This window comes from Erythrobacter sp. JK5 (assembly GCF_018205975.1).
Lineage (GTDB): Bacteria > Pseudomonadota > Alphaproteobacteria > Sphingomonadales > Sphingomonadaceae > Erythrobacter.
In genome coordinates, this window is record NZ_CP073577.1 from 1,294,050 (window position 1) to 1,320,606 (window position 26,557).

Sequence of the window (26,557 nt, forward strand, 5' to 3'; positions counted from 1 at the left end):
GTTGCATTTGACAATCGGCCCGCGCTTTCGCAGGTAGCGCGCTCGAAAGACAGAGCGGAACAAGGGGAGGAGACGTCTCGATGCAAGCGCAAATGCTCGCACCGGCCGCCGTGCTGGTGATGTGGACGCTGATCGTGCTGCTGTGGATCATCCCAGCACGGTTCGGCGCAATCGCCAAGGTCGAAGACAAGTCGGCCCTGCCCAGCAAACAGGGCGTTCGCGGCAGCGACCTTGAAGGCGTGATTCCCGACAAAGCCAACTGGCCCGCGCACAATCACACGCATCTGCACGAACAGCCTACGCTGTTTTACGCGGTGGTGATCATCCTCGCGATCATCGGCCCCGGGCCGATCGATATCCTGCTCGCATGGAGCTATACCGGCATCCGCATCGTGCATTCGCTGTGGCAGATCCTGGTGAACAAGGTGCCGGTGCGCTTCGTCCTGTTCCTGCTCAGTTCGATCGTGCTGATCGCGCTCGCCATACGCGCGGTAATGGCCACCGCCTTTGCAGATCCGGGAGTTGTCGGATGACCATTATCGATTCGCAGATTTTCCAGCCGGTGGTCGCGCTGATGGCGTGGACCATGATCATGTGGGCGTGGATGTACGCCACGCGCATTCCCGCAATGTCGAAAGCGCCGGACATTCCGCAACCGTCCAAGCTTGTGGGAACCACCGGGTCCGAACTGCGCACCAAGCTGCCGGACAGGGTCAACTGGAAAGCCGACAACTACAATCACCTGCACGAACAGCCGACACTGTTCTATGCGGTCGCGCTGCTGCTGGGGATCATCGGGCACGGCGAAGGCCAGCACGCGTTGCTGGCGTGGATCTATGTGGGCCTGCGGGTCGCGCATTCGCTGATTCAGGTCACCGCGAACGTGGTGATGGTGCGGTTCGTGCTGTTCGCGCTGTCGAGTGTGGTGCTGATCGCGATGATCTTCCACGCGGGATCGGTGGTGTTCGGCTACATCGAATAGCCGGTCGTCACTCCGCCGCCTCGGTCACCTGCTCCCCGGGCGCATCCGCGCGCGCCGCGAGATATCGCTCGCCATCGAGTGCGGCCATGCAACCCATGCCCGCCGCCGTCACTGCCTGACGATAGACGTGGTCGGTCACGTCGCCGGCCGCGAAGACCCCGGGGATCGCGGTCTTGGGCGTGCCCGGCTCGACATCGAGATACCCGCTCTCGTCCATCGCCAGCTTGCCTTTGAACAGCTCGGTCGCCGGCGCGTGGCCGATCGCGACGAAGGCCCCGTCGACATCGATCGTGGAGGTCTCGCCGGTCTGCGTATCCTTGAGCACCAGATGCGACAGCGCACCGTCCTCGCCGGCCTCGAAGCTCTCCACCGTCTTGTTCCAGAGCGTCGAGATCTTCGGGTTCTTGAACAGCCGGTCCTGCAGGATCTTCTCCGCGCGCAACTCGTCGCGGCGGTGGATCAGCGTCACGTCGTCCGAGTGGTTGGTGAGGTACAGCGCTTCCTCGACTGCGGTGTTCCCGCCGCCGATCACCGCGACCTTCTTGCCGCGATAGAAGAACCCGTCGCAGGTCGCGCAGGCCGATACGCCCTTGCCGCCCAGTTCCTGTTCGCCCGGAGCGCCAAGCCACTTGGCCTGAGCGCCGGTGGCGATCACGATCGTGTCGGCGATGTATTCATCGCCGCTGTCGCCCACTGCGCGGAAGGGCGATCCGTTCTGGAGATCGACGGAAACGATGATGTCGTACATCATTCGCGTGCCGACATGCTCGGCCTGCGCCTTCATCTCCTCCATCAGCCACGGGCCCTGCACCACGTCGCGAAAACCCGGGTAGTTTTCGACATCGGTGGTGATCGTCAGCTGCCCGCCGGGCTGAAGCCCCTGAACCACGATCGGCTCGAGCATCGCGCGCGCGGCATAGATCGCGGCGCTGTAGCCGGCCGGGCCGGAGCCGATGATGAGCATCTTGGTGCGGTGGGTTGCCATGGTCGGATTCCTGTTTGTTCGTACGAGGTGATCTAGGGTCTCGCCCGTCGCGCTTCAATTCGCAGCGCGATGGAATGCGTTACTGTTCCACAAGCTCGGCTTTGAGGGCATCACGCATCCTTTGATCCACCTTCAGCACCTGTTCGAGGTAGGTATCGATCGATCCGAACCGCTCGTTGAGCGATCGCCGCGCAGCCTCGAGGAACGCGGCATCCACCCCCATCAGCACCCGGATGGTGGCGTCGTCCTTTGCGCCATACTTGCCGCCCATCAGCGCGCGCCCGTGAGCGATCCGCTCCTCGTTGCGCGGCGAGTGGTTGGTGAGCAGGTAATCCTCCATTGCATCGTCGGGATGCACACCGAGGACGTGGTGCAGCAGATCGACCGCGATGCCGGTACGATCCTTGCCCGCCGCACAATGCACAAGGCTCGCGCCCTCGCCCTGCGAGAGTGCTGCAAAATAGCGCTTGAGAATTGCGTTCAGCCCGCGCCGGTCGGGCAAGGCGGCATACAGTTCGATCATCGCCCGGTGTGCGCCTTGCGCATCGACGCTGCCCTCGGTCGCCTCGAGATGCGGGGCCAGCCCGGCGGTTTCGCCTTCGAAATACAATACGGTGGCGGAAAACCCTGCGGGTCTGCGGCACGAATGACGGGCCCGCTCGCTGTCGCCGCGCAAATCGATGACATGCGCGAGACCGAGCTCGGCTACGGTCTTCAGGTCCGCTTCGGTCGCCTCCGCGTGGTGGCCGGACCGGAACAGCTGGCCGGTCTTCACCCGCCCGCCGCCATCGACCGCGTAGCCGCCGTAATCGCGCAGATTGTGAATGCCCTCGGTGGGGCGGAACGGGGTGGTTTCGTGGTCTCGAATCATCGCGGCGGACACTGGCAGTCGCGCTTGTGCTGGGCAAGCAAGGCGAGGGACGACAGGCGGAAAACCGGCTAGGTAACCTTCCGCAGGGGGCGGCAGCCCGGTCTTGACGGTTGCAGCGCTAGGCCGGACGCTCATCGAATGCCGAGAAGGTGCGCTTGCCATGGCCCGAATCCTGATTGCCGACGACGACGAGTTGATCGCCGAACTGGCATCCGAAGTGCTGATCGACGCCGGGCACGCGTGCGGCTGGGTGACCAGCAGCGAAGCGGCGTGGAACGTGCTGCACAGGGGCCGTCGTCCCGATGTCGTGCTGCTGGATCAGGACATGCCCGGCATGTCCGGCGTGACCCTGCTGCGCCGGTTACGCGGTTCGCCGGTGTTCTACGACCTCCCGATCATCATGTTCACCGCGATGCGGGGGGATGAAGACGAGGCGCAGGCGATCTATGCGGGGGCGCAGGATTTCATCCGCAAGCCGTTCGAACCGCAGCGCCTCACCCACCGGGTAGAGCGCGTGCTCGAAAAGCGTGGCCGAACGCCTCGGCACCAGGATCTCAAAGCATGGCTTGCCGAACGCAACGGCATGGCCGGCAGCGGCGACATCCACGAGCGGCGGATGGTCTGACGACCGCTCAATCGTCGGCGAGATCGGTACAAAAGCGCATAGTCCAGGCGTGGACGTTTTCGTCGCGCACCGTCCCGATCATCGCTTCATAGCGCTGCTTGCGCTCTTCCAATGGCATGTCGAGCGCATTGTGGATTGCCCGTGCAAGCGCGTCACGGCTGTGCGGATTGACCAGCACCGCGCCCTTCCCCTCTGCGCCCAGCTGGTGCGCGGCACCGGCGAATTCGGTCAGGATCAGAACGCCGGGGTCCTCCGGATCCTGCGCTGCGACGTATTCCTTGGCGACGAGGTTCATCCCGTCGCGCAGCGGGGTCACCAGCCCGATTTTCGCCGCGCGGAAGAACCCGAACAGCTCGGCATGGCTGTGTCCACGGTTCACGTAGCGGATCGGAACGATATCGACTTCGCTGCGCGCGCCGTTGATCTGCCCGGTCTTCTGTTCAAGCAAGCTGCGAATGTTCTGATAGCTATCGACATCCTCCCGGCTCGGCGGCGCGATCTGGATGAACACGAGGTCGCGCGTGCGCTCGGGATGCTGATCGAAGAAGCGGCCGATACCGTCGATCCGTTCCGGCAGGCCCTTCGAATAGTCGAGCCGGTCGACCCCGATCATCGCGGTTCTGTGCCGGGTCGAGGAAAGCAGCCGCTGCTGCGCCTGGCGCGCTTCGCCGGTGTCGCCCTGGGCCTGGAAATGATCCCAATCGATCCCGATCGGATAGGCGCGCGCAATCGTCGTTCGGCCCTCGTGCGTGATCTGGCCGGTGCTGCGGTCGACTTTCGCCCCCAGTTCGTTTTCGCAATAGTGAACGAAGCTCGCCAGCCACTCCTCGGTCTGAAAGCCGATCAGGTCGTAATCGAGCATCGTCATGACCAGGCGCTTGTGAAACGGCAGCGAGGTCAGCAGCCTGGTCGGCGGCCACGGTATATGGAGGAAGAATCCGATCCGGTTTGTCGCGCCGCGCTGGCGAAGCCGCTCACCCAGAGGGATGAGGTGGTAGTCGTGGACCCAGACCAGATCGTCGTCCTCGATCAGCGGCATGACGCTGTCGGCGAACCGGTCGTTGACCCGCTCGTAACCCTTGCCGGTCTCGTTCTCGTATTCGGTCAGGTCGATGCGGTAGTGAAACAGCGGCCAAAGGGTCGAGTTGGCGTAACCGTTGTAATATTCGTCCACATCGCGGGTGGAGAGATCGATCGTGGCCGTCGTCACACCCTCGTTGCGTTGGAGGTTCATGTTGCCGGTGCGGTCTTCGCTTTCCTGCCCCGACCAGCCGAACCACAACCCGCCACGATCCTTCAATGCTGCATTGAGCGCGCCCGCCAATCCGCCCTGCGCGCCCGTGACGCCGCGCGCTTTCGGCACAGCGACACGGTTCGAGATGACGACGAGACGGGTTATCGAACTTCACTCCATGGTTTGGACAGCAATCCGGCGCAGTTTATCACTCCTACCAGCGAGTAGGTCTGCGGGAAGTTCCCCCACAGCTCGCCGGTCTCGTAATCGAGGTCCTCGCTCAGCAGCCCCGATTGCGTCGTGTGGCTCAGCATCGTGGAGAACAGCGCGCGCGCCTCTTCGTCGCGACCGGCGAGGTGCAGCGCCTCGATCAGCCAGAACGTGCAGACGTTGAAGGCCGTCTCGGGTGCGCCAAAGTCGTCCTCTGCGGCATAACGCAGCATGTGATCGCCGCGTCGCAGGTGCTTCTCGACCGCGGCGAAGGTCTGCTGAAACCGCTCGTTGTCGGGCGAAAGGAACCGCAGCTCGATCATCTGGAGCAGGCTGGCATCGAGATAGTCGCTTTCAAAGCTGGCGCCGTAGTGGCCGCCCATGTCGGAGCCATTCTCGACCCACGCCTCTTCCTCGATCTTGGCACGGATCGCGTCGGCGCGTTCGCGCCACACCTTTGCACGGTCCGCCTTCCCGATATGCTCGGCGACATTCGCCAGCCGGTCGCACGCGGCCCAGCACATGACGGCGGAATAGGTGTGCACCTCCTGACGGGTGCGGAATTCCCACAGACCCGCGTCGGGCTGGTCGTGCATCGCCCACGCCATCTTGCCGACCTGTTCGAGATTTTCGAAATCGTGCTCGGTCGCCGGGCGCAGCAACCGCCGGTCGAAAAACGCCTGCACGCTCGGCAGCACGATCTGGCCGTAGCAATCGTATTGCACCTGCTTGTAGGCGGCGTTGCCGCGCCGCACCGGCCCCATGCCGCGATAGCCCGCGAGATAACTCGCTGTCGTTTCGTCGAGCTCGCTTTCGCCCATCACCGAATAGAGCGGCTGGATCTGCCCGCCTTTCGCGCCGTCGACGATGTTGCGCAGATAGGCGAGATACTTCTCCATCACGTCGAGCGCGCCCAGGCGGTTCAGCGCCTGGATCGTGTAGTAGGAATCGCGGATCCAGCAGTATCGGTAATCCCAGTTCCGCTCCGAATGCGCCGCCTCCGGGATCGAGGTGGTGAGCGCGGCGACGATCGCGCCGGTTTCCTCGTGCTGGCACAGCTTGAGCGAGATCGCGCAGCGGATCACCTCCTCCTGCCATTCGAGCGGAATGTGGAGGCCGCGCACCCAGGTCTGCCAGTATTTGCGCGTGCCCTGCTCCATCGACCGGACCCGCTCGCGCAGGTTGCCGACGAACGGCTCGTCCGGACCGAGGAAGAAGTGCGTGTCCTCTTCCACGCGGAAGGTCCGCCCTTCCATGATGTAACCGATTGGCGCATCGGTGGAGAGACGCAGCGTGTGGTTTCCGGCGAGATAGCGGATGTGATTGGTGCCACTGGTGGTCTCGGCCAGGCCCGCGCCGTAATTCTTGGTAGGCGCCAGCACCACCTTGATGCGCGGGTTGCCGGCAATCGGGCGAACGATCCGGACATAGGCGACCGGGCGGTACATTCTGCCCGATCGTTCGAAGCGCGGGCAGAAATCGAGCACCTCGACCGCGCTGCCGTCGCGCGCTTCGAGCGTCGTGACCAGGTTGGGCGTGTTGCGGATGTACTCCTGCCGGGCGCTGATCTGCCCTTCCAGCTCGAACCGCCAGATTCCGGCGTCGCGTTGATCGTCGTTGAGCAATGCCGAGAACGTCGGATCGCCGTCGACGCGCGGTACGCAGCCCCACACCAGCGCGCCGGTCCGGTCGATCAGGCCCGACACCTGGCAATTGCCGATCGGCCAGAGTTCGAGGTCGGGAAGCTGCTGCTCGCTCACAGATCGAGCCATGCATGGACGGAGGCGACGTCGGGCAGGTGATAGCGCGCCCGGGTCGGTTCGCGATCGCCGACGAGAATGCCCGCTCCACCGAGATCGGCACAGGCGAGGAACCCCGCTTCGTCGGTCAGATCGTCGCCGATGAAGAACGGGCGGGAACCGGCGAAAGCCGCCGTCTCCATCAACGCGAACACCGCTGCGCCCTTGTTCGCGCCATTGGCGATCAGTTCGACCACGCACTTTCCGTGCTGCGCCGTCCAGCCATGAGCGAGCGCGAGCGTTTCGGCGAACTGCCGGGCGACGTCGCCGCACGCGGGGTTGGAGCGGTAATGCAGCGCCCCGCCATGCGGCTTGGCTTCGTAGTCGAGATCGTGCTCGGTCGCGAATTCGCGCAATTCGCGCTCGATCACCGGCGGAAGCCCCGACGGCACCTCGCCCTGGGTATTTCCGTCGGCATCCCGGATGTCGGTCCCGTGCGAGCCCGCCGCTGCGATCGGCAGCGGGCCGATGTGCCGCTCGATATCGCTCAGCGCGCGGCCGCTGACGAGCGCGCAACGCATGTCGAGGCGATCGCCGAGCCGTGCCAGTCGCTCGGCCAGACCGGGTCGCGGCTCGATCGCATCCGGTCGCGGTGCCAGTTCGACCAGCGTCCCGTCGAAATCGAGAAACAGCGCAATCGGCCCTGCCGCAGTCAATGCGGCGAGCGATGGCGGCGGGCTCAGGCCGATGCGGGAATCCATGCTGCGGTGCATAAAGGCCTGACCTACGGGGTCAACAAAGCGTCGCCCGGTCAAGCCGTTTCACGCGCCTTCCGCTCCTGGCTCGCGGGTTGCCCGGCCAGCAGGCCGCGCGCGATCACCTGCGCCTGGATCTCCGCTGCGCCTTCGAAGATATTGAGGATGCGCGCGTCGCACATCACCCGGCTGATCGGGTATTCGAGCGCGTAGCCGTTGCCGCCATGCACCTGCACGGCATTGTCGGCAGCGCTCCACGCCGTGCGGGCCGCCAGCAGCTTCGCCATCCCCGCTTCGATGTCGCAGCGCGTGCCGCGATCCTTCTGCCGCGCCGCAAAATATGTAAGCTCGCGGCTCATCACGATCTCGACCACCATCAGCGCGAGCTTGTCCGACACGCGCGTAAACTGCGTCAGCGGCGCACCGAACTGCTTGCGCCCCTGCGCATAGTCGAGCGCCAGCTCGAATGCGTTCCACCCGACGCCGACCGCGCGCGCGGCGGTTTGTATCCGTGCGCCCTCGAAGGTGCGCATCAGCTGCTTGAATCCCTGCCCTTCGACCCCGCCGAGCAGCGCATCACCGGCAACCGCAAAGCCATCGAAACCGAGCGCGTATTCCTTCATCCCGCGATAGCCGAGCACTTCGATCTCGCTGCCATCGATGCCGGGATCGGGGAACGGCTCGGCATCGGTGCCGCGGGTCTTTTCGGCGAGCAGCATCGACAGCCCGCGATAGCCCGGTGCATCGGGATCGGTCCGCACCAGCAGGGTCATCAGGTCCGCACGCGCACCGTGGGTGATCCACGTTTTCGCCCCGTCGACCCGCCAGTCGCCCCCGTCGGTCCTGCGCGCGCGAGTCCGGATCGATGCGAGATCCGAGCCGGTATCGGGCTCGGTGAACACCGCCGTCGGCAGCATGCTGCCATCGGCGATCCTGGGCAGCAGTGTCGCCCGTTGCGCTTCGGTGCCGTTCTCGCCGATCAGCTCGCCCGCGATCTCGGACCGCGTTCCGAGCGAGCCTGCGCAGATCCATCCGCGCGAAAGCTCCTCCGACACGATCGACATCGCCAGTTTGCCAAGGCCCAGTCCGCCGAAGCGCTCCTCGATGCAGATGCCGAACACACCCAGATCGGCCATCTCGGCTATCACCGCATCGGGGATGAGTGCGTCGGCGAGGTGCCAGCCATGCGCATGCGGAGCGATCTTCGCCGAGGTGAAGCTGCGGAACTGGTCGCGGATCAGATCGAGCGTGTCGTCGTCCAGGCTTTCGTCGGGCCGCGCGCCTTCGGCGAGCAAACGCGCCAGCTCGGCACGGTTTTGCGCGGTGCTGCCCTGTTTCAGCAATTTTGCCACGGCCGCTTCCGCTGCAAGTTGCCGTGCCGCCTCATGCGAACCGAACGCTTCGGGGCGCACGACTTCGCTCGCGCTCATCGGCACTCCATGGACGAGGTGCGCCAGATACTCGCCGAAACCGATCCGCAGCACCAGTTCCTCGACCCGGCCGAACCGCCCGGCCGCGTTCGCGCGGGTGGCCCAATCGGCGGTCGCCTCGAGCGCGGCAAGCGTCGACGCGATCCAGGCAAAGCCGTGCAGCGCGTGCTGCTCCCGCGTCAGCTGTTCGGGATCGGGCACGCCGCCGGGTGCGAAACGGATGCTCAGTCCCGCGCGTACTGTTTCGGAGTATTGCCGCGCCGCCGCAATCGCCACTTGCGCCAATTCGATCGCTGTTGCCATGGCCGGTGCTCTAGCAGGATCGCCTCGCATTGCGCATCATCTTTAATCGCATCTGGGCACACGCGCGGTGGGTGCTAGGATGTTCGGCGGGAAGCGGGGAAAGTCACGTGAGCGAAAGCGTCGCCTTTGCAGACGGCATGCTCGAGTTGCGCGGTCGCAGGAACCGGAAGGCGATTCCGAGCGAAGCGGTCAACACTGTGTGGATCTGCGCCCTGGAGGATTCGCTGCATCAGGGCGAAGAGGAATTTCACATCGTCATAACCGACGACGAATTCATCCTGATCGGTCCCTTTGTCGAAGGTGCGGATGGTGCGATCGCGGCCATGCTGGAGCATTCGCCTGCGATCCCCGTCGAACATCGCAACATCGGACGGATGCCGTTTCGCTTTCGCACATCGGGGCTTTTTGGGTTACGATTGTTTCCGATCGCGGGGCTCAAAACAGGCAAGCTGGCTGAGCTTGACGATCTGATGGTTTCACGGAGGGAGCGCCACGATGGCCAGTAGACCGCCCGATGCCGATGGCCAGGTATGCCGCGCGGACAGTGTCCTGCCCCAGATGTACAACCACCCCGGCGAAGTACGCTACACCCTGTCGCTCCCGATCGAGAGCGAGAATCAGGCGCTGGAGTTCCTCGAGGGGATAGGCGGAGATGCCGCCGGCGCAGGTCGGGCCATGACCCGGATCGGGATCGACGCACCCCTGATCCGCGCGCAGTACAAGGCAGAGGTCGAAGGGCTCGCCCGGCAGATTGCCGAGCGGCTGGATCGCGGCGACTCGGTCGAGCAAACCGCGCGCTGGGCCTCCGAACAGCGGCGCCTGATCGTCAATCGCATGCGCGCGAAGTCGGGCGGCGTGTCGCAGGTGGTCTACGAAGTGCGCGACTGGCGGAAATACGGTTATGGGGGCCGCAGCTATCCCAACATGGTGCGACACTATCAGGGACGCGGCGTGCCCCAGTCGCAAATCCCCGAGCGGATCCTGCGCGGCGCACAGCAATCCAACGAAGGCGTCAGCGCGGCGGTGCGCAACGCATCGTACCTGCGGCATGGCGGGCGCGTCGTGCTGGTCGTCGGAGTCGCGATCAGCGCGGCCCGCATCTGGAACGCCAGCGACGAGGAAATGCCGCGCGTCATCGGTGAGGAACTGGGCGGCTTCATCGGCGGCGGTCTGGGCGCGGGTGCAGGCGTGGGCATCTGCATCGTGTTCGGGATCGCGACAAGCGGCTGGGGCCTGCTCGCCTGCGGTGTCGTCGGCGGGGCTGCCGGGGGATCGGCGGGAGCATGATCGGCGGCGCGGCGGCCGACGGGATCTTCTATTCTGACGTCGACACGCCCGCAGACCAGATGGGCCAGATCGTCATCGAGATACCTGCCGACCGGCTGTATTCCGAGCCGCCGGAGAACATGTGCCTGCCATCCGATTATTGAAGCGCCGCGCGGCAGCCGGTCATTCGACCTGGTAGCGCACGGTCAGCGTATAATTGCCCCCGGCGGCAAACGTCCCACTGGGGCTTACGCGGAAATTCGTCACCGCACTGTCGCAATCGTCGCCATCGGGCACCGGCGCGTAACTCCAAGTGCCGCCGTTGTCGGCGGAAAATTCCAGATCGTCGCCGGGGTCTGCGAGGTTGACGAAGCTGTAGGTGAGAGCCGAATTGTTCCCCGGATCGCCGGTGATTACCGGTCCTCCCGCGCGGCTGATCAGACACAGCTTTGCATCGGCCGGGCCATCGTCGGTGATTGCGAGCGACCCGTTATCGACCGCGTCGCTGCCGGTGTTGGTGATCGTGATGAGATACTCGATCGTCGCGCCGGGGATCGCTTTCGGATTGTTCGTCAGATTGACCGGGTCGAATATCACCGAGCTGGTCTTGGTTACGTTCAGCGTCGTGGTCGGGTTGCAGACGGTGATGTCGTGCAATCCGATCCCCTGTTGACCGGGATCGGCGGGCGCGGTCGAATGGTTGCCGTACCGCACCACCACGGTGTCGACGGCCTGGGTAAAGGTGACGACGACATTGCCGAGCGCCTGATCGGAATTCGAAGCGCCATCGCCGAACGCCTGATTGCCGATCACGAAGTTGACGTTGCCGTTGGTAAGCGTGGGCGCGACATTCGACCCTCCGCGCGTTCCCACCACCTCAACCCGGTCGGCGAACTGTCCCGAGGCGAAGTCGACGTCGAAGATCGAGAACTGGAGGCCAGTGAAGGCGCGCGGCAGAGTGATCGTGATCTCGACTTCGCCCGCTTGGTTGGGCTGGTTGGCGAGGACCGTCAGACTGTCCTGTGCGGGCACCAGACCGCCGGTGAATGCGTCGAAAACGGTCGGCGACTGGCCCCCGAAGGTGGCGTTGTTGATGTAGGCTCCGTCGTTGGTCAGCTGGAACCGCACGTTGCCGAAGGTGGCGAACGGATACGTGTTGTCCACCGACCCGGCAGTCCAGCCGGAAATCGTGTCCCAATCGAACACGGCCCGACCAGCGGGGCAGGCGAGCACCGGAGGAACACCGGGAGGGCGTCCGCTCTGCACGGTGAAGCTTGCGGTCGCGTAGTCGTCCTCGGTCGTCACGCCGTTGTTGACGGTCGAATCCGGATCGGCAGCGCTGCTTGAAATGATTTCGGCGATGTTGGTGAGGGTCGTCCCCGCAGCGCTCGAAACGGTGCCGACCAGCGTGATCGTCGCGCTCTGGCCCGGTGCCAGCGTTCCTACCATCCAGTTTCCGTTGGCCGAATTGAAGGACCCGGCACCACTCGCGCTGGAAAAGGAAAACCCGCTCGGAAACGTGTCGCGCACGATCACGTTGTTGGTGCTGAGCGAAGAAAACGTATCGTTCGTGACCGTCAGCCGCCAGGTGGCCGTGCCGCCCTGGATCGGCGGCGACCCGACGAGCGACTTGGTCAGCGACAGGTCTGCACCCAGCCCGGCATAGGTGAGGTCCGAGATCGCCAGAAACTGGCCGACCGGATCGCCCGTTCCGGTGTAACTGAAATAGACGATCCGGATCCGCCGGACCGCCGTGCCGTTGAAATCGAACGCGATCTCGCCATCTGCGGAGGCCGTGTCCGAATTCGCCGTGCCGCGCCAGCCGTTGACAGTCGCGTCATTGGTGCGGGTGACCGCCGGCCCGATGGTCCAGAGCGCACTGTTGGGCGCGGCGTTGGTGAAGCTGCCGGTGAGATCGTCATCATAAGAGACTTCGACCGCGTCTGCGAAACTGCCGAGATCGATATCCTGCAGCGCGAAATTGAGGTCCAGCACCGACCGGCTCAGCACGATGGTGATCGTGACCTTGTCGCGGGGATCATAGGACGAGTTGTCGAAGCTCGCGAGCAGCGGAGATGCGCTCGTCCCGACCGTTCCGCTGAAATAGCTGAGATAGTCGCCCCCGAACGCCGGAGTGAAGGTGCCGGGGCCCTGCGTAGCCACGGTGCGGGTCACTGTCGCCGTCGTCCCGTCCGAGCCGGTAACCGTTGTGCCGCTTGGAAACGGGGTAAGGCTGGCCACACCGGCATTCTGCCAGTCGATCACCTGGCTCTGGGCGGACAATGTCGGGGTAAAGCAAAGACACAGGATTGCCGCAAAAAGCCTTGCAATCGCAGCGATTTTCGGTGTCGACGCTGTGCCTTTCGCCCGGTGCATACCGCGCGGATAGCGCATCACGGTAAACAGCGCGTTTACCATGGCGGCCATCGCGTGGAGCGGCCCGCTCATCGGCCCAACCCCAGGAAATCGAATGTGTCGGTATCGAACTTCATGCGGATCGCCGCGAACACGCCCTTGTCGGTGTTGCGTGCCTCGGCGAAGTCGCCATCGCGGAAACCTTCGACGTTGTAACCGAGGGTCAGCAGCATGCCCTCGACCGGCACGAAACCGACCGTCGGACCGTACGCGAAACTGGTGACATTGTCGTCGAGATTGGTGCGAACAGTTCCGCTGGCCCCGATCTCGAAGCGTTCGCCGATGCCGAACCGCGCATCAAGCCCGGCGAGCACGGTGGTGCCGGAGAATTCGGTGCCCTCGAACTCGTCGAAATTGTAGCGCGCGCCAAGGAACAGGCTGTATTCGTCGCGACGGGTCTGATGCCGGATTCCGGCCTCGTCCTCGTCCCAGCCGCGCGGGCTCCAGTTGGTCGACCAGCTGCCGATCAGACGGCGCGATGTCGCATCGCCATCCACCACCAGCGCGGTGCGGCCGGCACCGCCCGCTTCGCCTGCAACGCCTCCGGTGATCCGGTCGCTGCGATATTCGAGCTTGCCCAGCATCGCGATCTCGGACGCATCCGGGCGATGCGCGAAGGCCAGGCTTGCATCGAGGATCTCGGTCACCGCGCCGTTCGGCGTTTCGGCCCGCGTCCAGGTCGCACCCGAACCGACTATGCTGCCTTCGCCGAGCTGCCGGATCGCGCCGAAAGTCACGCCCTGCCGGTCGGCTTCCTCGCCATCGCGATACTCGCCGCGCGCAGTCAGGCTCCAGCGGTCCTTGCGCCACGCAGCGCCGAGCGTGACCGCGGTGAAATCCTCGAACAGGTTTGCGTCGGTCAACTGGCCGCCGCTGGCGATCGGCTGCGCAGGATTGACGACATCGCTGACATCGGGCGCACCGCCGAGTGTGCGGCTGCCGTCGAGCGTCGCGTCGAGCGTCAGCGTCGGGCTAACCTGCACCGTTTGCGACAGCCCGAACGCGGCGAAGGAGCGATTGCCGAATTCGTCGATGCTCTCCTGCCCCAGCGTGGTGATGATTTGTCCGCCCCGCCACGGAGCCACCTCGACCCCGCCGCGCAGGCTGCGCGCATCGATCTGCGCTCCGTCGGCGATTTCGTAGGTGCCGACCAGCCGGATGTCGTCGGTAACCGCATAGCGCACGCCCAGCCGGTGCCGCGCGGGCAGATCCACGCTCTCGGCATCGTCGAGCGCGATCGCCGTGGCTGCGCTCAGCTCAAGATCGTTATCGAACAGCCGCTGTGTCACGCCAGCCTCGAGCACGGTCGAGCTGTTGGTGGAGCCATCGGCGAGGCGATCGTTGAAATGCGCAAGGCCGAACCGCAGGTCGGTGCGCTGGCGGGTCAGCTGCAGTTGCGCCTGCGCGGCGCGGCGACGGATCGCGTCGGCCAGGCTGTCATCCTGCCACACGCTGCCCAGCAGGCTGAGGTGTTCATTGAGCAGGACCCGGCCATCGACGCCGAACTTGCGCCGACCGAGCTCGGCCCCGTTCTGCTGGCCGACCCCGTAATCGGCATCGAGCTGGCGGGCATAGGCGAGAATATCGAGCTTGCCGGTCTGATGCTGCGCCTCGACCATCCAGCCCGTGGCGGTCTCGCCTTCGCTGCGGCTGGCGCCGAATTCGGCGCGCAACTCGGTCGCATCGCCCAACTGTGCGCGCAGATCGAGCGCGCCGAGATCGGTCCGCGCACCCTCGCCCTTGTCAGTGATCGCGCTGGCCCCGATGCGGACCCGCCCGTCTGTGCTGGTCCAGTCGGTGCGCAGACCGGCGTTGAGTTCGGCCTCACCAAGTCCGTCCATTTCATAGGTTATTACAATGAATTGCGGGTTCAAGCTCTCATCGCGGCTCAGAACTGGTCGCGCAAAGGTGATGGTGCCCGACAGAAGGTCGATATTGTAGTCGATAAAGCGTGTAAGTTCACGCGAACTAACAACAATCTCCGAACGGAAGCGGTCGCGCACCTCGATCGTCACGCGCTCGCTGTTCGCCAGTATCCGGCGGCTACCGAGGTTGTAGGGGCCGCTGATGCCCTGCCCCTGGATTTCCTCGCGCCGCACGCGGCTCGAAATTTCTGCGGCAAAGCCCTGTGTCTTGATCTGACCAAACCGGGCCTCGCCCTTCACCCCGGTCGCGGTGCGATCGTAGCGCGCCAGGCGGGTCTGGTCGAAGCCGGTCTCGAAATCGCCGTAGAGCGCGTAGAAGGTCGCGGTTTCGATGCGGACGTAGAGCTTTTCACGGCTGGCCGCGTCGAAGCGCCGCAACGAGCCGTCGCCGAAGACGGTGTAATAGGCCTGCGGATCGAGCGCACCGAGCACGCGCTGGTCCTCGCGCTGCTTCGCGCTATCGTAGGCGAGCGTGAGCAGATATTTCCCGAGCACGCGGCCCTTGGCATAAAGCGCCACACGCGCGTTATCGCCTAGATCGCTGTCGAAACGCCCCGCCCGCTCCATGTTGTCGGCGACTGATTTCGCTCCGATCGACCCCTCGACCAGGCCGATAATGGTCCATTCGATGTCGCCCGGCTCGATCCATGCTTCCAGTTCCTGCCGCCGCGCGATCTCTCCATCGTCGAAGGTGAAATCGAGCCGCAGCGAACCGCTGACCATGGTGGGGGCGAGTTCGATCAACGCGATGCCTTCGCTCCCCTCGACCACCCAGCGGGCCGAGCTGGCGGCCAGACCGGTCAGCTGGTTCAATTGCTGGCGATCGAGCTGTTCGGCGCTCTCGTAGGGCGCGTTGAGCCGGAATTCGCCCGCGATCCCTTCGCGCAGCGGACGGTTGTTGCGGTCGAGCACGCGGATCGCGACCACCGGTCGGGTGCGCCCGTCGGCGACGAGGTTCGAAAGCTCCGGCACCAGTTCGACCTTGGTCGGGGTGCTGGTGAAGAACACTTCGCGGGTCAGCGTCCGGCTCACTTCGCCGAACGAGTTGACGATATCGGCTTCGAGCACGGTGCGCTCGTTGGCGAGCGGTACGCCGCGCCAGGTGCTGACCGCGAAACCGCCTTTTTCGGGTTGCAGCACTCCGTCGAAAGCCAGCGGATCGACTCGTTTGCCGTCGACGCGCAGGACGATCTTCTGCCCCCGGCGATGGCGGATCGCGACGCGAATGGCCGGGGCGCGCGGATTGGCGTCGACCGACGGGGTGAGGAACCCATCGTCGCCGTCGCCCAGCGCGATCCAGTCGGTATCGGGCGCGGATGCGGCTGCGTTCCGGCCCGGTGCCGCAACGGTTGAAATCGGCGCCCCGCCGGCCTCTGCAAGGCCTTCGCCGGGACGGACCGGGATTTCCGCCGGGGCAGCGCCGGTCGCGATGGCATTGGCCCGGCGCGCGCCCGCGCCATTCGGGCGCGTTTCGGCAAACAGCGCGGCCTTGGCCAGTTCTGCGGCGGGCACGGTCGCGTGGAAATCGGCCACAACGAGGCTGCCCCCCTGCCCGATAACGAACCGGGAACTGGCACTTCCCGCATTGCGGGTCGAGCGGATACAGTCAACGAATTCAGAACCTTCAGGCAAGGTCATGCGAGACGCCTGAACCACGTGCGTGCCCGGTACGACCCCTTCGAAGTGGTAGCGCCCGTTGGCATCGGTGATGGCGTAGCTCCCGTCCTCCAGCATCACGCGCACGCCGGGAATGCCGCGACGCTCGGTGTCCTCGAGCCAGCATGGTCCCGCGGTGACGCGCCCGATGATCGTCATCCGGTCGGCGATGCTCCCGCGTTCGATGTCGATTGCCGCGCTGGCCCGCGCGATCCTTCCGAGCGAGTCGGTGATCTGCGCCTCGTTGACGGCGCGACCGGGCGCTGCGTCGGGACGCACGGACATCGCATAGGTAATGCGCGAAGACGCGCCACCGGCCAGGTCGCCGAGATCGATCGTCAGGGAGCGTCCATCTGCCGCGATTGTCACCGCGTCGGAATTTTCAGCGCCGTTGATGCGTACGCTGCTGGGCCGGAGGCGCAGATCCGAGGCGGGCGTGTCGGAGATGACCACGTCGCGCTTGACCCGCGACGGGTCGGAATTCGTCGCGGTGAGCGTGTAGAAAACCACGTCGCCGGGCACCGCGCGCTGGCGCGAGGCGGTCTTCGTCAGTCCCAGTTCGAGGCTCGGCCGGTCGAGCGGAATGTCGACCTGGACCGGCGTAGGATCGTCGAGCACGAACGCCTCGCCATAGGATGCGTCGAGAATGACAAAGGGTCGCCCGTCGGGGCGCGAAATCTGTGCGATACTGGCGGGGGAAACGACCGATGGCGCCGTATAGGGATCGGGTGGCTCGATAACGAGCCGATACCGCCCCAGCAGGGTCAGCGGGAACCAGAACTCGCCGGGCCCGAGCAGGGTCGTTCGCCCCGCTCCGTCGGTCACGGCTTGCCCTGAAATTATGGTTGATGGCCAGGATGTTACGGCATCCTCGGCAAAGACGGTGGCCGGCAGGCCGGTCGCATCGTCGATCAGCGTCACCACCGCGCCGTTCACCGGCTCGCCGGTTTCGCTGTCGAACACCACGCCGAACGGATCGGCGAGCACCTCGACATCGGTGCGCACGATCACAGTGTTCTGACCCGGCAACGAGGCGGCGATCTCGATCGAGGCGCCGTCGACGATGCTCAGCCGGCAATCGCCCTGCACCGGCGCAGGCGGCATCCGCAAGGTATCGAACCGGCCGACGAAAACGCCGCTGTCCGGTGCCGTCTCGAAGATCGTCGCCGTTTCACGATCACCGGTGGAGGTGGTGACCACGACGTCGAGCGAATCTATGGCCGCGCTGTCGGAATTGGCCGCGAGCGCGGTGATCTCGAACAGCAGTGTCTGGCCCGCACGCAGGACGCGGGTCTGTTCGACCCGGGCGTTGAGCGGCTGCGCATTGGCGCTGGATGGGCCGGAGGCCGATGCTGCGGATTGCGAGGCTTGCCCCGCCACCGCGCAGAACGGGGCGCGGAAGCTGAGCTGGAAGCCGCCTTGCGGCGTGGGGCGCAAGGCCCGGATTTCGGGCGACGGAAGCGTGACGTCGATCGTGACCGGGTTCGACGTCGTGCTCGCCGCAGTACCGCGAAAGCGCCAGTTCGCCTCCGCGATATTCGTAATGGTGCCAATGACTTGCGGGCCTTCGCCCGTCGTCGCATCCTGCGCGCTCGCCCCCTCTCCGGGCACGGCAAAGGGCAGCAGCACCAAAAGGAGTGCTGCTGCCCAGTGCCTCAGAGAGGAGGGGACACGCAAAGTCTAGTTCCAGGCGATCTTAGTTGATCGTCACACGGAAATAGAGCGCGCGCGTCACGCCCGCCGCGATGTCGCTCAGGCCACCACTGACCTGGTCTTCACCGCCCGAACCGGTTCCGGCGCTGAAGCTGCCCCCGGCAACGCCATCGGCGGCACAGGTTGCAATATCATCGCTCGGATCGGCCGGCGTCGAGTTGTCATCGACCGTTGCCGTGCCATCGACAAAAATGCCGAAGGCCGACAGGTACGAGACGTCGAACGGCAGATCGTCGACCACGTTGACCGCCGTGGCGGTCGCGCCGCCCGAAGCGTTCGTCACCGCGATGCAATATTCGATCACGGCTTCCGGAATGGCCTTCGGATTGGTCGTTCCGTTGACCGGATCGCTGACGATACGGCTCGACTTGACTACCGATACCTGCGCGCCGGAGACGAAGAAGTCGCCGGTGTCGGAATCGTCGCCCTGGTTGGCCCCGTCGGTCGCGCCCGCCCCGTCGAACAGCACGGTGTCCACCCCGGCGGTGTTGGCACCGGCGGTTGCGGTCAGTTCCGCGCCGAGACCCGCTGCACCGGCAGCATGCGCATCGGCGGTCAGGGTCACGTCGAACGTATCGCCGTTGACGGCGCCGACATCGATGTCGCCGACCACGATGACTTCGATCGTCTGGGTTCCGGTACCGTCATCCGCCAGGACTTCGTCGAGGAAGGTGATCGGACCAGCGGCGAGTTCGGCCGCGCTCAGCGTGCGGTCGCCATCGGCATCGAGATAGATCTCGATATTGCTGATATTGGCCGCCGTACCGCCGGTCAGAGCGGTCGACAGGTCAAGGTCGATCGTGTCGTTCGACAGGTTGGTGACGTCGAACGCCAGTTCCGCCTGGTTTTCGCCGGGCGAAACCGACACGGTGCCGCCGACAAAGGTCACATCCACGTTGACGCGGCGGTCAACGGTGAAGGTGTCGCTGTCGGTGACATCGGTTTGTGCAATCCCGCCAACTTCGTAGCTGACGGTGACGTTGTTGGTGATGGAATCGCCGGCTGTGGTGCCGACGGCCATCGCCGGTGTGCTGGACATGACGATCAGCGCCGTAGCGCTCACCGTCCCCAGCCACTGCGTGGTAGGCCTCATTGTTGTGGTCCTTTGCGTGTGCCCCGCGACTGATCAAACCGCCCGCAGGACGTGGCGGTTACCGTCCGCCCCTCAGCGGATGATTGCTGGATATTCGAGCCGTCCGCCCTCGCCCGGCGCAATGGACGCGAGCGTCCAGCGCACATGGGTGACATCGGCGTGCGTTGCCGTGCGGGCCGCGCCGTCTTCATCGATGACGGTGAGCGTATCGAGCGTGCCCCAGGTCGCGCCCCCGTCGACCGAGACGGTCAGCGCCGGGTCGGCATCGGGCGCGAGCCGAACGGCGGCGGGCAGCGGGTTGGTGACCACGAAATCGGTCACGGCTTCCGCGCCGTTGTTGGCATAATCGGTGCCGAAGACTAGGCGGTCGCCCGGAACGATCAGTTCGGGTTCGACAAGTTCGGTGCGTACTTCGCCCGTCTCGTCGATCACGGTCTTTACCGCTTTCACGTCGCCCGACAGGGAGACCGGATTCTGCGCCAGGGCGGGAACCGCCGGAAGCGAGAATGCAAGCAGCGCTATGACCAGTTTTGCAATGATGTTCATTGTCTTAATTCCTCAACTTCAAATTCTTCTCAATCGATCGTCACAGCGAATGTGACCGAACGGCTGGTTCCACCCGCGACCGTTCCGAGATCGACGCTGATTCCGGCAGCATCGGCCTCGCCGGCATCGTCGCCGCTCGCATCGGTGAGCGGTGCGCCGTCGAGCGCGAGCGTTCCGGCGGTGTAGGAGGTGCCTGTCGGGATCGCGTCGGTGACGATCAGGTCGTCAACCGAGCCGCTGCCCGCGACATTGGCGGTGATGGTGAAGGTCACGACCGATCCCGGCACGGCGCTGGTTCCGCCGAACGGGTCGGCGATGGTGGCGCTCTTGATGAGATCGACCGAAGTGATGCCGACCTGCAGCGCGCCGGTGGCGATCGCGGAGGCACCGGTGGTTCCGGCGATCGCATCGCCGCCGCCCACACCCTGCCCGGCAAAGGTGGTGCCGGGTGCCCCGGTTCCGGTGACGGCGTTCGCGGTCAGCTCGACGGTGCTTTGCTGCGTATCTGTCACGCCGGTGGGTACCGTCACCAGCACGAACAGAGTCAGCCGCTCGTCGGCGGCAAGCACCGCCGTGGTCTGCGGGGCGGTAAGGATCTCGTCGACGCCGGGATCGTAAGTCCCGTTGCCGTTGGTATCGACCGCGACATCGTCGACCGTCACATCGAAATCGTTGCCGGTTACGGTTGGGTTGGTGACCAGTTCGAACGCTTCCGGGCCGTTGCCCTGGTTGGTCAGTTCGAAGGTCAGCACGGCGTCGCCCGGGACAGCGGCGACCGCGCCCGAATTCAGCGAGGTCACGGTCACGTCGAGCAATTCGTCGACGCGCAGGGTGACGGTGTTGGAATCGACCGACTTGGGCCCGTCGCCGTCGTCATAGGTTGCCGTCGCGGTGTTTTCGATCAGCGTGCCCGCGCTCACCCCCTCGGCCAGCGCCGGGTTGCCATGCACGAAAAGAGCCGCCAGTCCGGCGACGTACAGCGATCGGGTGATAGGCCTCGTATCCATACGTAGGCCGGATACCGGGGAATGGTTAGCAACCCGTTAGTGGCTTGCGCCAAAAACGCCGGAAACCCGCGCTTTTCTGGGAAGATCGGCGTTTAGGCGTTGGGTTAATTCGAACATAATCAGAGGGCTAGTCGGATGGCGTTCCTGCGCCCCGCCGTTTCGGCAACCGATCGCCGCAGCCCCGCCCGGCCCGCGATGATCCGGATCAGTTGTCCATGAACCAGATGCTGACCGCAAGCGACGCACTGCCAAGCGCCATCGCTCCCGAGATCAGCTTGATGTTCATGGCTGCAACCGGCTCGGCCTCGTGCGCATCAAGGCGGTCTTTCACCCGGCAGCCGTTGCGCTGCGCCGCCCAGAAAATGAAGATCCCGATGACAATGAACAGGGTGGCGATGGTCTTGGGCAACCAAACGGGGTCAAGTTTGCCAAACAAAGCATTGAAACCAAGACCAATTCCAGCAGCAGCAAGACCGGTCCGCATCCACCCGGCAAAGGTCCGCTCGTTGGCCATCAGGGTCCGGTCTTCGGCCCAGTCGGTGCGGTTCTCCGCCATCGAGGTCCGCTCTTCGGCAAGGTCCTGGTTGTCTTGTTCCGCGCTCATGTTCGCGTCCTCCGCCTCTGTGTGGAGCGCCGGAGCCAGCGCTCCCGCTACTTCGTGAAGCGCGCGATCACATCATCCACCGGCAATTCCTCGCGCTCGCCCGTCGCCCTGTTCTTGAGCTCGACGACGCCTTTCTCGATGCCCTTCGGGCCGATAATTACCTGCCATGGCAGGCCGATCAGGTCCATGGTCGCAAACTTGGCCCCGCCGCGCTCGTCGCGGTCGTCGTAGAGCACGTCGACGCCGGCCTCGCCGAGCCGCGCGTAGAGCGTTTCCGCAGCCGCATCGCATTCGGGATGTCCGGCGCGCACGGTGATGATCCCCACCCGGAATGGGGCAATCGCTTCGGGCCAGACTATGCCATTCTCGTCATGGCAGGCCTCGATCACGGCACCGACCAGCCGCGACACGCCGATCCCGTAGCTGCCCATTTGCGGCACGAACACGCCACCGTCGCTGCCCTGCGCCTTCAGCCCCATCGAGCCCGAATACTTGTCCCCGAAATAGAAGATGTGGCCGACTTCGATCCCGCGTGCGGTGCGCAGATCGTCGCCCAGTTCGGCTTCGCGTGTGTCGTCGCGCATCTCGTCGGTCGCGGCATAGTAGTGCGTCTGCTCGGACACGAAGCGATCGATCGTATCGTCATCGGAGAAGTCGGGGATGGCATCGGCTACTCCTTCCTCCCAGTGGCGGTGATAGAACACGTCGCTTTCGCCGCTGCTGGCGAGGATCACGAATTCGTGGCTCATGTCGCCGCCGATCGGGCCGGGATCCGCCTGCGCCGGGATCGCGCGCAATCCCATCCGCGCGAAGGTGCGCAGATAGGCGACATACATCCGGTTGTAGCTGCGCCGTGCGGCCTCCTGGTCGATGTCGAACGAATAGGCATCCTTCATCAGGAATTCGCGCCCGCGCATCACGCCAAAACGCGGGCGGATCTCGTCGCGGAATTTCCACTGGATGTGATAGAGATTGAGCGGCAGATCGCGGTAGCTGTTGATGCTGCCGCGGACGAGCGACGTGACCAGCTCTTCGCAGGTCGGCCCGTAGAGCAGCTCGCGATCGTGGCGGTCCGTGATCCGCAGCATTTCGGGACCATACGCGTCGTAGCGGCCGGATTCGCGCCACAGATCGGAAGGCTGGATCGTCGGCATCAGGATCTGGATTGCGCCCGCGCGGTCCTGTTCCTCGCGCACGATCCGCTCGATCTTGGCGAGCACGCGGTAACCGAGGGGGAGCCACGAATAGATCCCGGCGGCCGCTTGCCTGACGAGCCCCGCCCGCAGCATCAGGCGGTGGCTGACGATCTGTGCATCGCCCGAATCCTCGCGCAGGACGGGAAGCAGGTATTTCGACAGACGCATGAATTTCTCCTCGCTGCTGCGCAGCCGACGCTCGCAGCGCGCAAGGCAAGTATGTCAGCCCCCCGCCTTTGGCAACCGAAGTTTCCGGCGGCGACACTGCTCCTGGCAGGGCACACAAATACGGCACGCGGACCTAGAATCGATGTAGTATTGCGATCTCAAATTATTGCTTAGATTGATGTTTGTGATACTCGATCAATCGAGCCCCAGGCGGTGCATACTATCGGGGGTGCAGCGCGGCAGCAACCGAGATTGCGCGCATCGGCGCTGGCTTTGTGACGCGGTGACGTCATCGATCCCAGCCACGGCTGGAGAGAATCGAGTCGCGTGGGCCCCGTTTTCCGAACCGCACGGCTTAATTTTTCAATGGACGAAAATTTCATCCGAAATCGGCAGCCAGGCTCGATTTACCCGGTCTTTACCTTTCCTAACCCGCGATTCCGCGATTTCCGCCAATTCAACCCGATTTCTGCGGTTCGCAAGGAGCTGCCAAACTTCTTAAAATCTTAACCAATCGCATCAACCGGGTTCCAATCGGACCAAGTTAGACGGGTGTTGTTCGAAGTCGGCTTTCGGCTTCACCCATTGAGAATTGGTGCGACCATGTTGAAGACACTCTCGTTCGGAACTGCTGGAATCGCCATCGCGGCGTCCTTGGCAGGAACAGCGCATGCAGAGGAAAGCCTTGCCCTACCGCTTGTCGCGGAAGAGGAAGCGCGCATCGTGCTTGCGATCGAAGCGGACGATACGGGCGACGAGCAGTCCGAAAAGGACGCGGGCCAGGAGACGATCGAGCCGATCTCGGTCGCGGTGGACACCGCCGCATGGGCGATCCCTGCGGACCTGCTGTTGGCGAACGCGCGACTCGATGCCAATTCTGCCCCGCTCGGTCCGGTTCGCGCCGGTATCGCTGCGCAGACCGTGCCGGCGACCACCGTTGCGATCGACAGCGCCGCATCCGGAGTGGTCACGCCGCAGGGCATCGATACTTTCTACGGGCACATCAATCCGTTCTACGGCAACATCAATCCGTTCTATGGCGACATCGATGCGTTCTGGGGCAACATCAACCCGTTCTATGGCGACATCGATGCGTTCTGGGGCCACATCAATCCGTTCTACGGCCACATCAACCCCTTCTACGGCGACATTGACGCGTTCTGGGGCGATATCGATGCGTTCTACGGTGACATCGGCGCATTCGACGCCGCCCACCTGAACTCGCTCGGCAATTTCTGGACCGCCGCCGGGGCGCAGATCAAGACCACCGAGACCAGCTGGTCCAGCCTGAAATTCACGACCAGCTCTTCGGGAGCGGTCACCGTCACATTCGACGGCACGCCGAACAAGGTCCGGACTTCGCTCGAAACGCTGATCGCGCAGGCCGATGCGCAGTTCGGCGCGGCCTACACGGCCAAGACCGGCAAGAATTTCCGCACCGGTCTGGTCGCCGAGATTCTCGCGCGGCACGGTCTGGACCTTGGAGACAGCGGCACCGCCAAGACCACGCTGGCGAAAACGGACGCCCAGCGCGCCGCCTTCTACCTCGACTGGCACGATAGCCTGATGCAGTACGCCGGCATCGACCAGATCGACCACTGGATGGCCGCGACCAACTGGACGCCTGCGGTTACCCAGATTCAGGGCGAAGGTGCAGACTCGGTCATTGGAATCATCGACGGAAGCTTCTCGACCGACACTGATCTCGCCAACAATATCGTCTGGGCCGGAGGCAGCAGCAACAGCCTCAACGGGCACGGGGCCGGTGTGGCAAGCCTGATCGCCGGCGCGCATGACGGCGTGGGCGTCATGGGGATCGCCCCGCGTGTTCACATCGCCACCTACAACCCGTTCGGCACGGACGGCACATCGTCCTGGGATGCGGTGGCTAACGGCATTCAGCAGCTGCAATATGCCTACGTTCGCGGCGTCAACGAAACCGGCTATGTCAGCATCATCAACCTTTCGCTCGGCGAAAAGGGTTGGACTCTGTCGCAGGGTCTCGCCGATGTTCTGGCCCGTCCCGGTATCGCGCAATGGCACGACGAAAACGTCTTCGTCGTCGCCGCCGGCAACGATGGCATCACTCAGACGACCAACATCAACTGGGATTTCAGCAGGGATGCCCCGCTGATCCTGGTCGGGTCGATCAACCCGCTGGGCGAAATCTCGAACTTCTCGAACCGTCCGGGCAACGCGTGTCTGCTCGACAATGGCGTGTGCCATGCGGGCAACGAAATCTTCAACCGCTTCGTGGTTGCTCCCGGCGAGCTGCTGCTCGTGTCCGACGGGCACAACGGGGTCGTCCGCCGGTCGGGAACGTCGTTTGCGGCACCGCTCGTATCGGGCGCGATCTCGCTGCTGCACGATCGGTGGCCGTGGCTTGTCCGTCACTCGTACGAGACGACCGAGATCATTTTCCGGTCGGCGCGCGATCTGGGGGCTCCCGGCGTGGACCCGGTCTACGGTCACGGCCTGCTCGATGTCACCGCATCGCAGTCGCCGCTCGATTTCAACGCGATGACCTTCCGCTCCTATCAGAAGATCGGCTTGAGCTGGGTGCAGCGCGACGTTTCGACGCTCGACCTCCTGGCGGGCGGGATCCCGGCCTGGTGGAACACGAGCGAGCTGTTCTTCACGATGTTCGAGAATATCGGCGACACCTACCGTGATTTCTCGGTGCCGGTGTCGGCGCTGACCTTCGGGACCAGCACCAACGTGCTCGGCCGCGGAAGCGAACGCCTGCAGGACTTCGTCAGCGCGCGCTTCGCCCGCTGGATCAATTCCAACGGAGCCGACTCCAACGGCGACGGTGCGCCCGGCTTCAGCGAGGTTCGCTCGAACGGTTCGCAGCTGCCCGGCGATTGGTCGCTGCGCTACGACGCGATCATGCCGAGCCTGTCGCAGGACGGAGCATGGACCCCGACCCACGGCGCCGCGACGCTGACCAATCCGAACGGCTCGATGTCGTTCACCATCGGCCACGGACAGGGCTCGATGGCGCTGTCGGGCTACCGCTTCGGCGTGATCAGCGATCACGATCCGTTCACCGGCGGGGTCAACCCGGTGCTCGGCCTGGCCTCCGGCGACGTGTTCGCCGCTGCGGCCTACCAGATCGCGCCGGGCACGACTGTCCGCGTCGGCTACAGCGAAAACCGCGAACGCTGGGATGATATCGCCAATGTCGATCCGCAGACGCTGATGGTCCGCCAGCAGCTCGGCGACCGTCCGGCCAGCGCAGTGACGCTCGATCTCGAGCAGCAAGTCACCGACCGCATCTCGCTCGGCGCGCAATACACCAGGCTGCGCGAGGTCAACGCGATCCTCGGCACGCAGACCGCGGTCAATGCGCTGCTGGGCAACGGCTCGCACACCGAAGCGATGAGCGTCTCGGCCACGATCGATGCCGGCAACGGCTTGAGCTTCGACCTGTCGGCCACCGGTGCCCGCACCGAGACCGCCGGAGGCCAGCTGCTTTCCAACAGCGGCAAGATCTGGAGCACCGCAGGACAGTTCACCGCCACTAAGCGCGGGGTGCTGGCAGGCAACGACACGCTTCGGCTGTCGGTCGCCCAGCCGCTGCAGATCGAACAGGGCGAGCTCCAGTTGCGCAGCGACCAGGTGGTCGATCGCGTGACCGGCGAAACCGCCCCTGTAACCCAGACGTTCGGGATCCAGACCCGCAAGCGCATCACCGGCGAAGCTGTCTATGCCTTGCCGCTGTCGAACCGGTCGGAATTCGGAGCGTTCGCCCGCTATGTCAGCGCTGGAGAGCTTGGCGACGAGGAAAGCGTCGTTGCCGGTGCGACCTTCAGCGTGCGGTTCTAATCGGGA

20 protein-coding genes are annotated in these 26,557 nt (G+C 64.6%); 7 read left to right on the top strand and 13 right to left on the bottom strand.

All coding sequences use genetic code 11. The features are described 5' to 3' along the window. The first annotated feature begins 80 nt into the window (after positions 1 to 80). Complete coding sequence (locus KDC96_RS06330; protein WP_212451644.1) at positions 81 to 533, top strand: MAPEG family protein; 453 nt, start codon at positions 81 to 83, stop codon at positions 531 to 533. After that, positions 530 to 982: an MAPEG family protein gene (locus KDC96_RS06335; protein WP_371815537.1), complete on the top strand. Its 453-nt coding sequence runs from the start codon at positions 530 to 532 to the stop codon at positions 980 to 982. The genes KDC96_RS06330 and KDC96_RS06335 overlap by 4 nt, the downstream gene beginning before the upstream one ends. Before the next feature lie 7 nt (positions 983 to 989). Here KDC96_RS06335 and trxB read toward each other — a convergent pair whose 3' ends face one another. Next, positions 990 to 1,967, bottom strand: coding sequence for a thioredoxin-disulfide reductase (trxB, locus tag KDC96_RS06340; protein ID WP_212451646.1), 978 nt, complete (start codon positions 1,965 to 1,967; stop codon positions 990 to 992). Between the two features lie 79 nt (positions 1,968 to 2,046). Further along, a complete protein-coding gene (locus KDC96_RS06345) occupies positions 2,047 to 2,838 on the bottom strand; it encodes a tyrosine-protein phosphatase (protein ID WP_212451648.1) in 792 nt (263 codons plus the stop codon). A 160-nt stretch (positions 2,839 to 2,998) separates the two neighbouring features. Between KDC96_RS06345 and KDC96_RS06350 the strand changes: the two genes are divergently transcribed. Continuing rightward, positions 2,999 to 3,463, top strand: a complete 465-nt coding sequence (locus KDC96_RS06350) for a PleD family two-component system response regulator (protein ID WP_212451650.1) — start codon at positions 2,999 to 3,001, stop codon at positions 3,461 to 3,463. A 7-nt stretch (positions 3,464 to 3,470) separates the two neighbouring features. Here the strand turns inward: KDC96_RS06350 and KDC96_RS06355 are convergent, their stop codons facing one another. Genes KDC96_RS06355 through KDC96_RS06370 form a run of 4 tightly spaced genes read right to left on the bottom strand, consistent with a single transcriptional unit; the run spans position 3,471 to position 9,134 of the window. After that, positions 3,471 to 4,862, bottom strand: a complete 1,392-nt coding sequence (locus KDC96_RS06355; RefSeq protein ID WP_212452458.1) for a trehalose-6-phosphate synthase — start codon at positions 4,860 to 4,862, stop codon at positions 3,471 to 3,473. Further along, on the bottom strand, positions 4,859 to 6,667 hold the full coding sequence (locus KDC96_RS06360) for a glycoside hydrolase family 15 protein (protein ID WP_249171947.1): 1,809 nt from the start codon (positions 6,665 to 6,667) through the stop codon (positions 4,859 to 4,861). Before KDC96_RS06360 ends, KDC96_RS06355 begins: the two co-directional genes overlap by 4 nt. After that, positions 6,664 to 7,407, bottom strand: a complete 744-nt coding sequence (gene otsB, locus KDC96_RS06365) for a trehalose-phosphatase (RefSeq protein WP_212451654.1) — start codon at positions 7,405 to 7,407, stop codon at positions 6,664 to 6,666. The genes KDC96_RS06360 and otsB overlap by 4 nt, the downstream gene beginning before the upstream one ends. 50 nt (positions 7,408 to 7,457) lie before the next feature. Beyond that, positions 7,458 to 9,134: an acyl-CoA dehydrogenase family protein gene (locus KDC96_RS06370; protein ID WP_212451656.1), complete on the bottom strand. Its 1,677-nt coding sequence runs from the start codon at positions 9,132 to 9,134 to the stop codon at positions 7,458 to 7,460. A gap of 107 nt (positions 9,135 to 9,241) precedes the next feature. On the opposite strand from KDC96_RS06370, the gene KDC96_RS06375 reads away from it, so the two are divergent. The 3 genes from KDC96_RS06375 to KDC96_RS06385 are packed head-to-tail and all read left to right on the top strand — an operon-like array spanning position 9,242 to position 10,564. Then, on the top strand, positions 9,242 to 9,640 hold the full coding sequence (locus KDC96_RS06375; RefSeq protein ID WP_212451658.1) for a hypothetical protein: 399 nt from the start codon (positions 9,242 to 9,244) through the stop codon (positions 9,638 to 9,640). After that, positions 9,630 to 10,421: a hypothetical protein gene (locus KDC96_RS06380; RefSeq protein WP_212451660.1), complete on the top strand. Its 792-nt coding sequence runs from the start codon at positions 9,630 to 9,632 to the stop codon at positions 10,419 to 10,421. The genes KDC96_RS06375 and KDC96_RS06380 overlap by 11 nt, the downstream gene beginning before the upstream one ends. Next, positions 10,418 to 10,564 carry a hypothetical protein gene (locus tag KDC96_RS06385; protein ID WP_212451662.1) on the top strand — a complete coding sequence of 49 codons (147 nt, stop codon included), beginning with the start codon at positions 10,418 to 10,420 and terminating at the stop codon, positions 10,562 to 10,564. The genes KDC96_RS06380 and KDC96_RS06385 overlap by 4 nt, the downstream gene beginning before the upstream one ends. A 19-nt stretch (positions 10,565 to 10,583) precedes the next feature. Here KDC96_RS06385 and KDC96_RS06390 read toward each other — a convergent pair whose 3' ends face one another. The 7 genes from KDC96_RS06390 to proS form a co-directional block, all read right to left on the bottom strand. Next, a complete protein-coding gene (locus KDC96_RS06390; protein ID WP_249171948.1) occupies positions 10,584 to 12,848 on the bottom strand; it encodes a DUF11 domain-containing protein in 2,265 nt (754 codons plus the stop codon). Continuing rightward, positions 12,845 to 18,025 (bottom strand): hypothetical protein, encoded by a 5,181-nt coding sequence (locus KDC96_RS06395; RefSeq protein ID WP_249171949.1) that lies wholly within the window; start codon positions 18,023 to 18,025, stop codon positions 12,845 to 12,847. Before KDC96_RS06395 ends, KDC96_RS06390 begins: the two co-directional genes overlap by 4 nt. A 67-nt stretch (positions 18,026 to 18,092) precedes the next feature. Then, positions 18,093 to 19,202, bottom strand: a complete 1,110-nt coding sequence (locus KDC96_RS06400) for a hypothetical protein (protein ID WP_212451665.1) — start codon at positions 19,200 to 19,202, stop codon at positions 18,093 to 18,095. 72 nt (positions 19,203 to 19,274) lie between these two features. Then, entirely contained in the window at positions 19,275 to 19,748 is a 474-nt protein-coding gene (locus KDC96_RS06405; protein ID WP_212451667.1) for a hypothetical protein, read from the bottom strand. 29 nt (positions 19,749 to 19,777) lie between these two features. Continuing rightward, positions 19,778 to 20,755 (bottom strand): hypothetical protein, encoded by a 978-nt coding sequence (locus tag KDC96_RS06410; RefSeq protein ID WP_212451669.1) that lies wholly within the window; start codon positions 20,753 to 20,755, stop codon positions 19,778 to 19,780. Positions 20,756 to 20,960: 205 nt separating this feature from the next. Continuing rightward, the gene (locus KDC96_RS06415; protein WP_212451671.1) at positions 20,961 to 21,359 is read right to left on the bottom strand and encodes a YidH family protein; all 399 of its coding nucleotides are present in this window, start codon (positions 21,357 to 21,359) and stop codon (positions 20,961 to 20,963) included. A gap of 47 nt (positions 21,360 to 21,406) precedes the next feature. After that, on the bottom strand, positions 21,407 to 22,723 hold the full coding sequence (proS, locus tag KDC96_RS06420; RefSeq protein ID WP_212451673.1) for a proline--tRNA ligase: 1,317 nt from the start codon (positions 22,721 to 22,723) through the stop codon (positions 21,407 to 21,409). 654 nt (positions 22,724 to 23,377) lie between these two features. Between proS and KDC96_RS06425 the strand changes: the two genes are divergently transcribed. Then, positions 23,378 to 26,551, top strand: a complete 3,174-nt coding sequence (locus tag KDC96_RS06425) for a S8 family serine peptidase (RefSeq protein ID WP_212451675.1) — start codon at positions 23,378 to 23,380, stop codon at positions 26,549 to 26,551. Positions 26,552 to 26,557 lie beyond the last annotated feature (6 nt).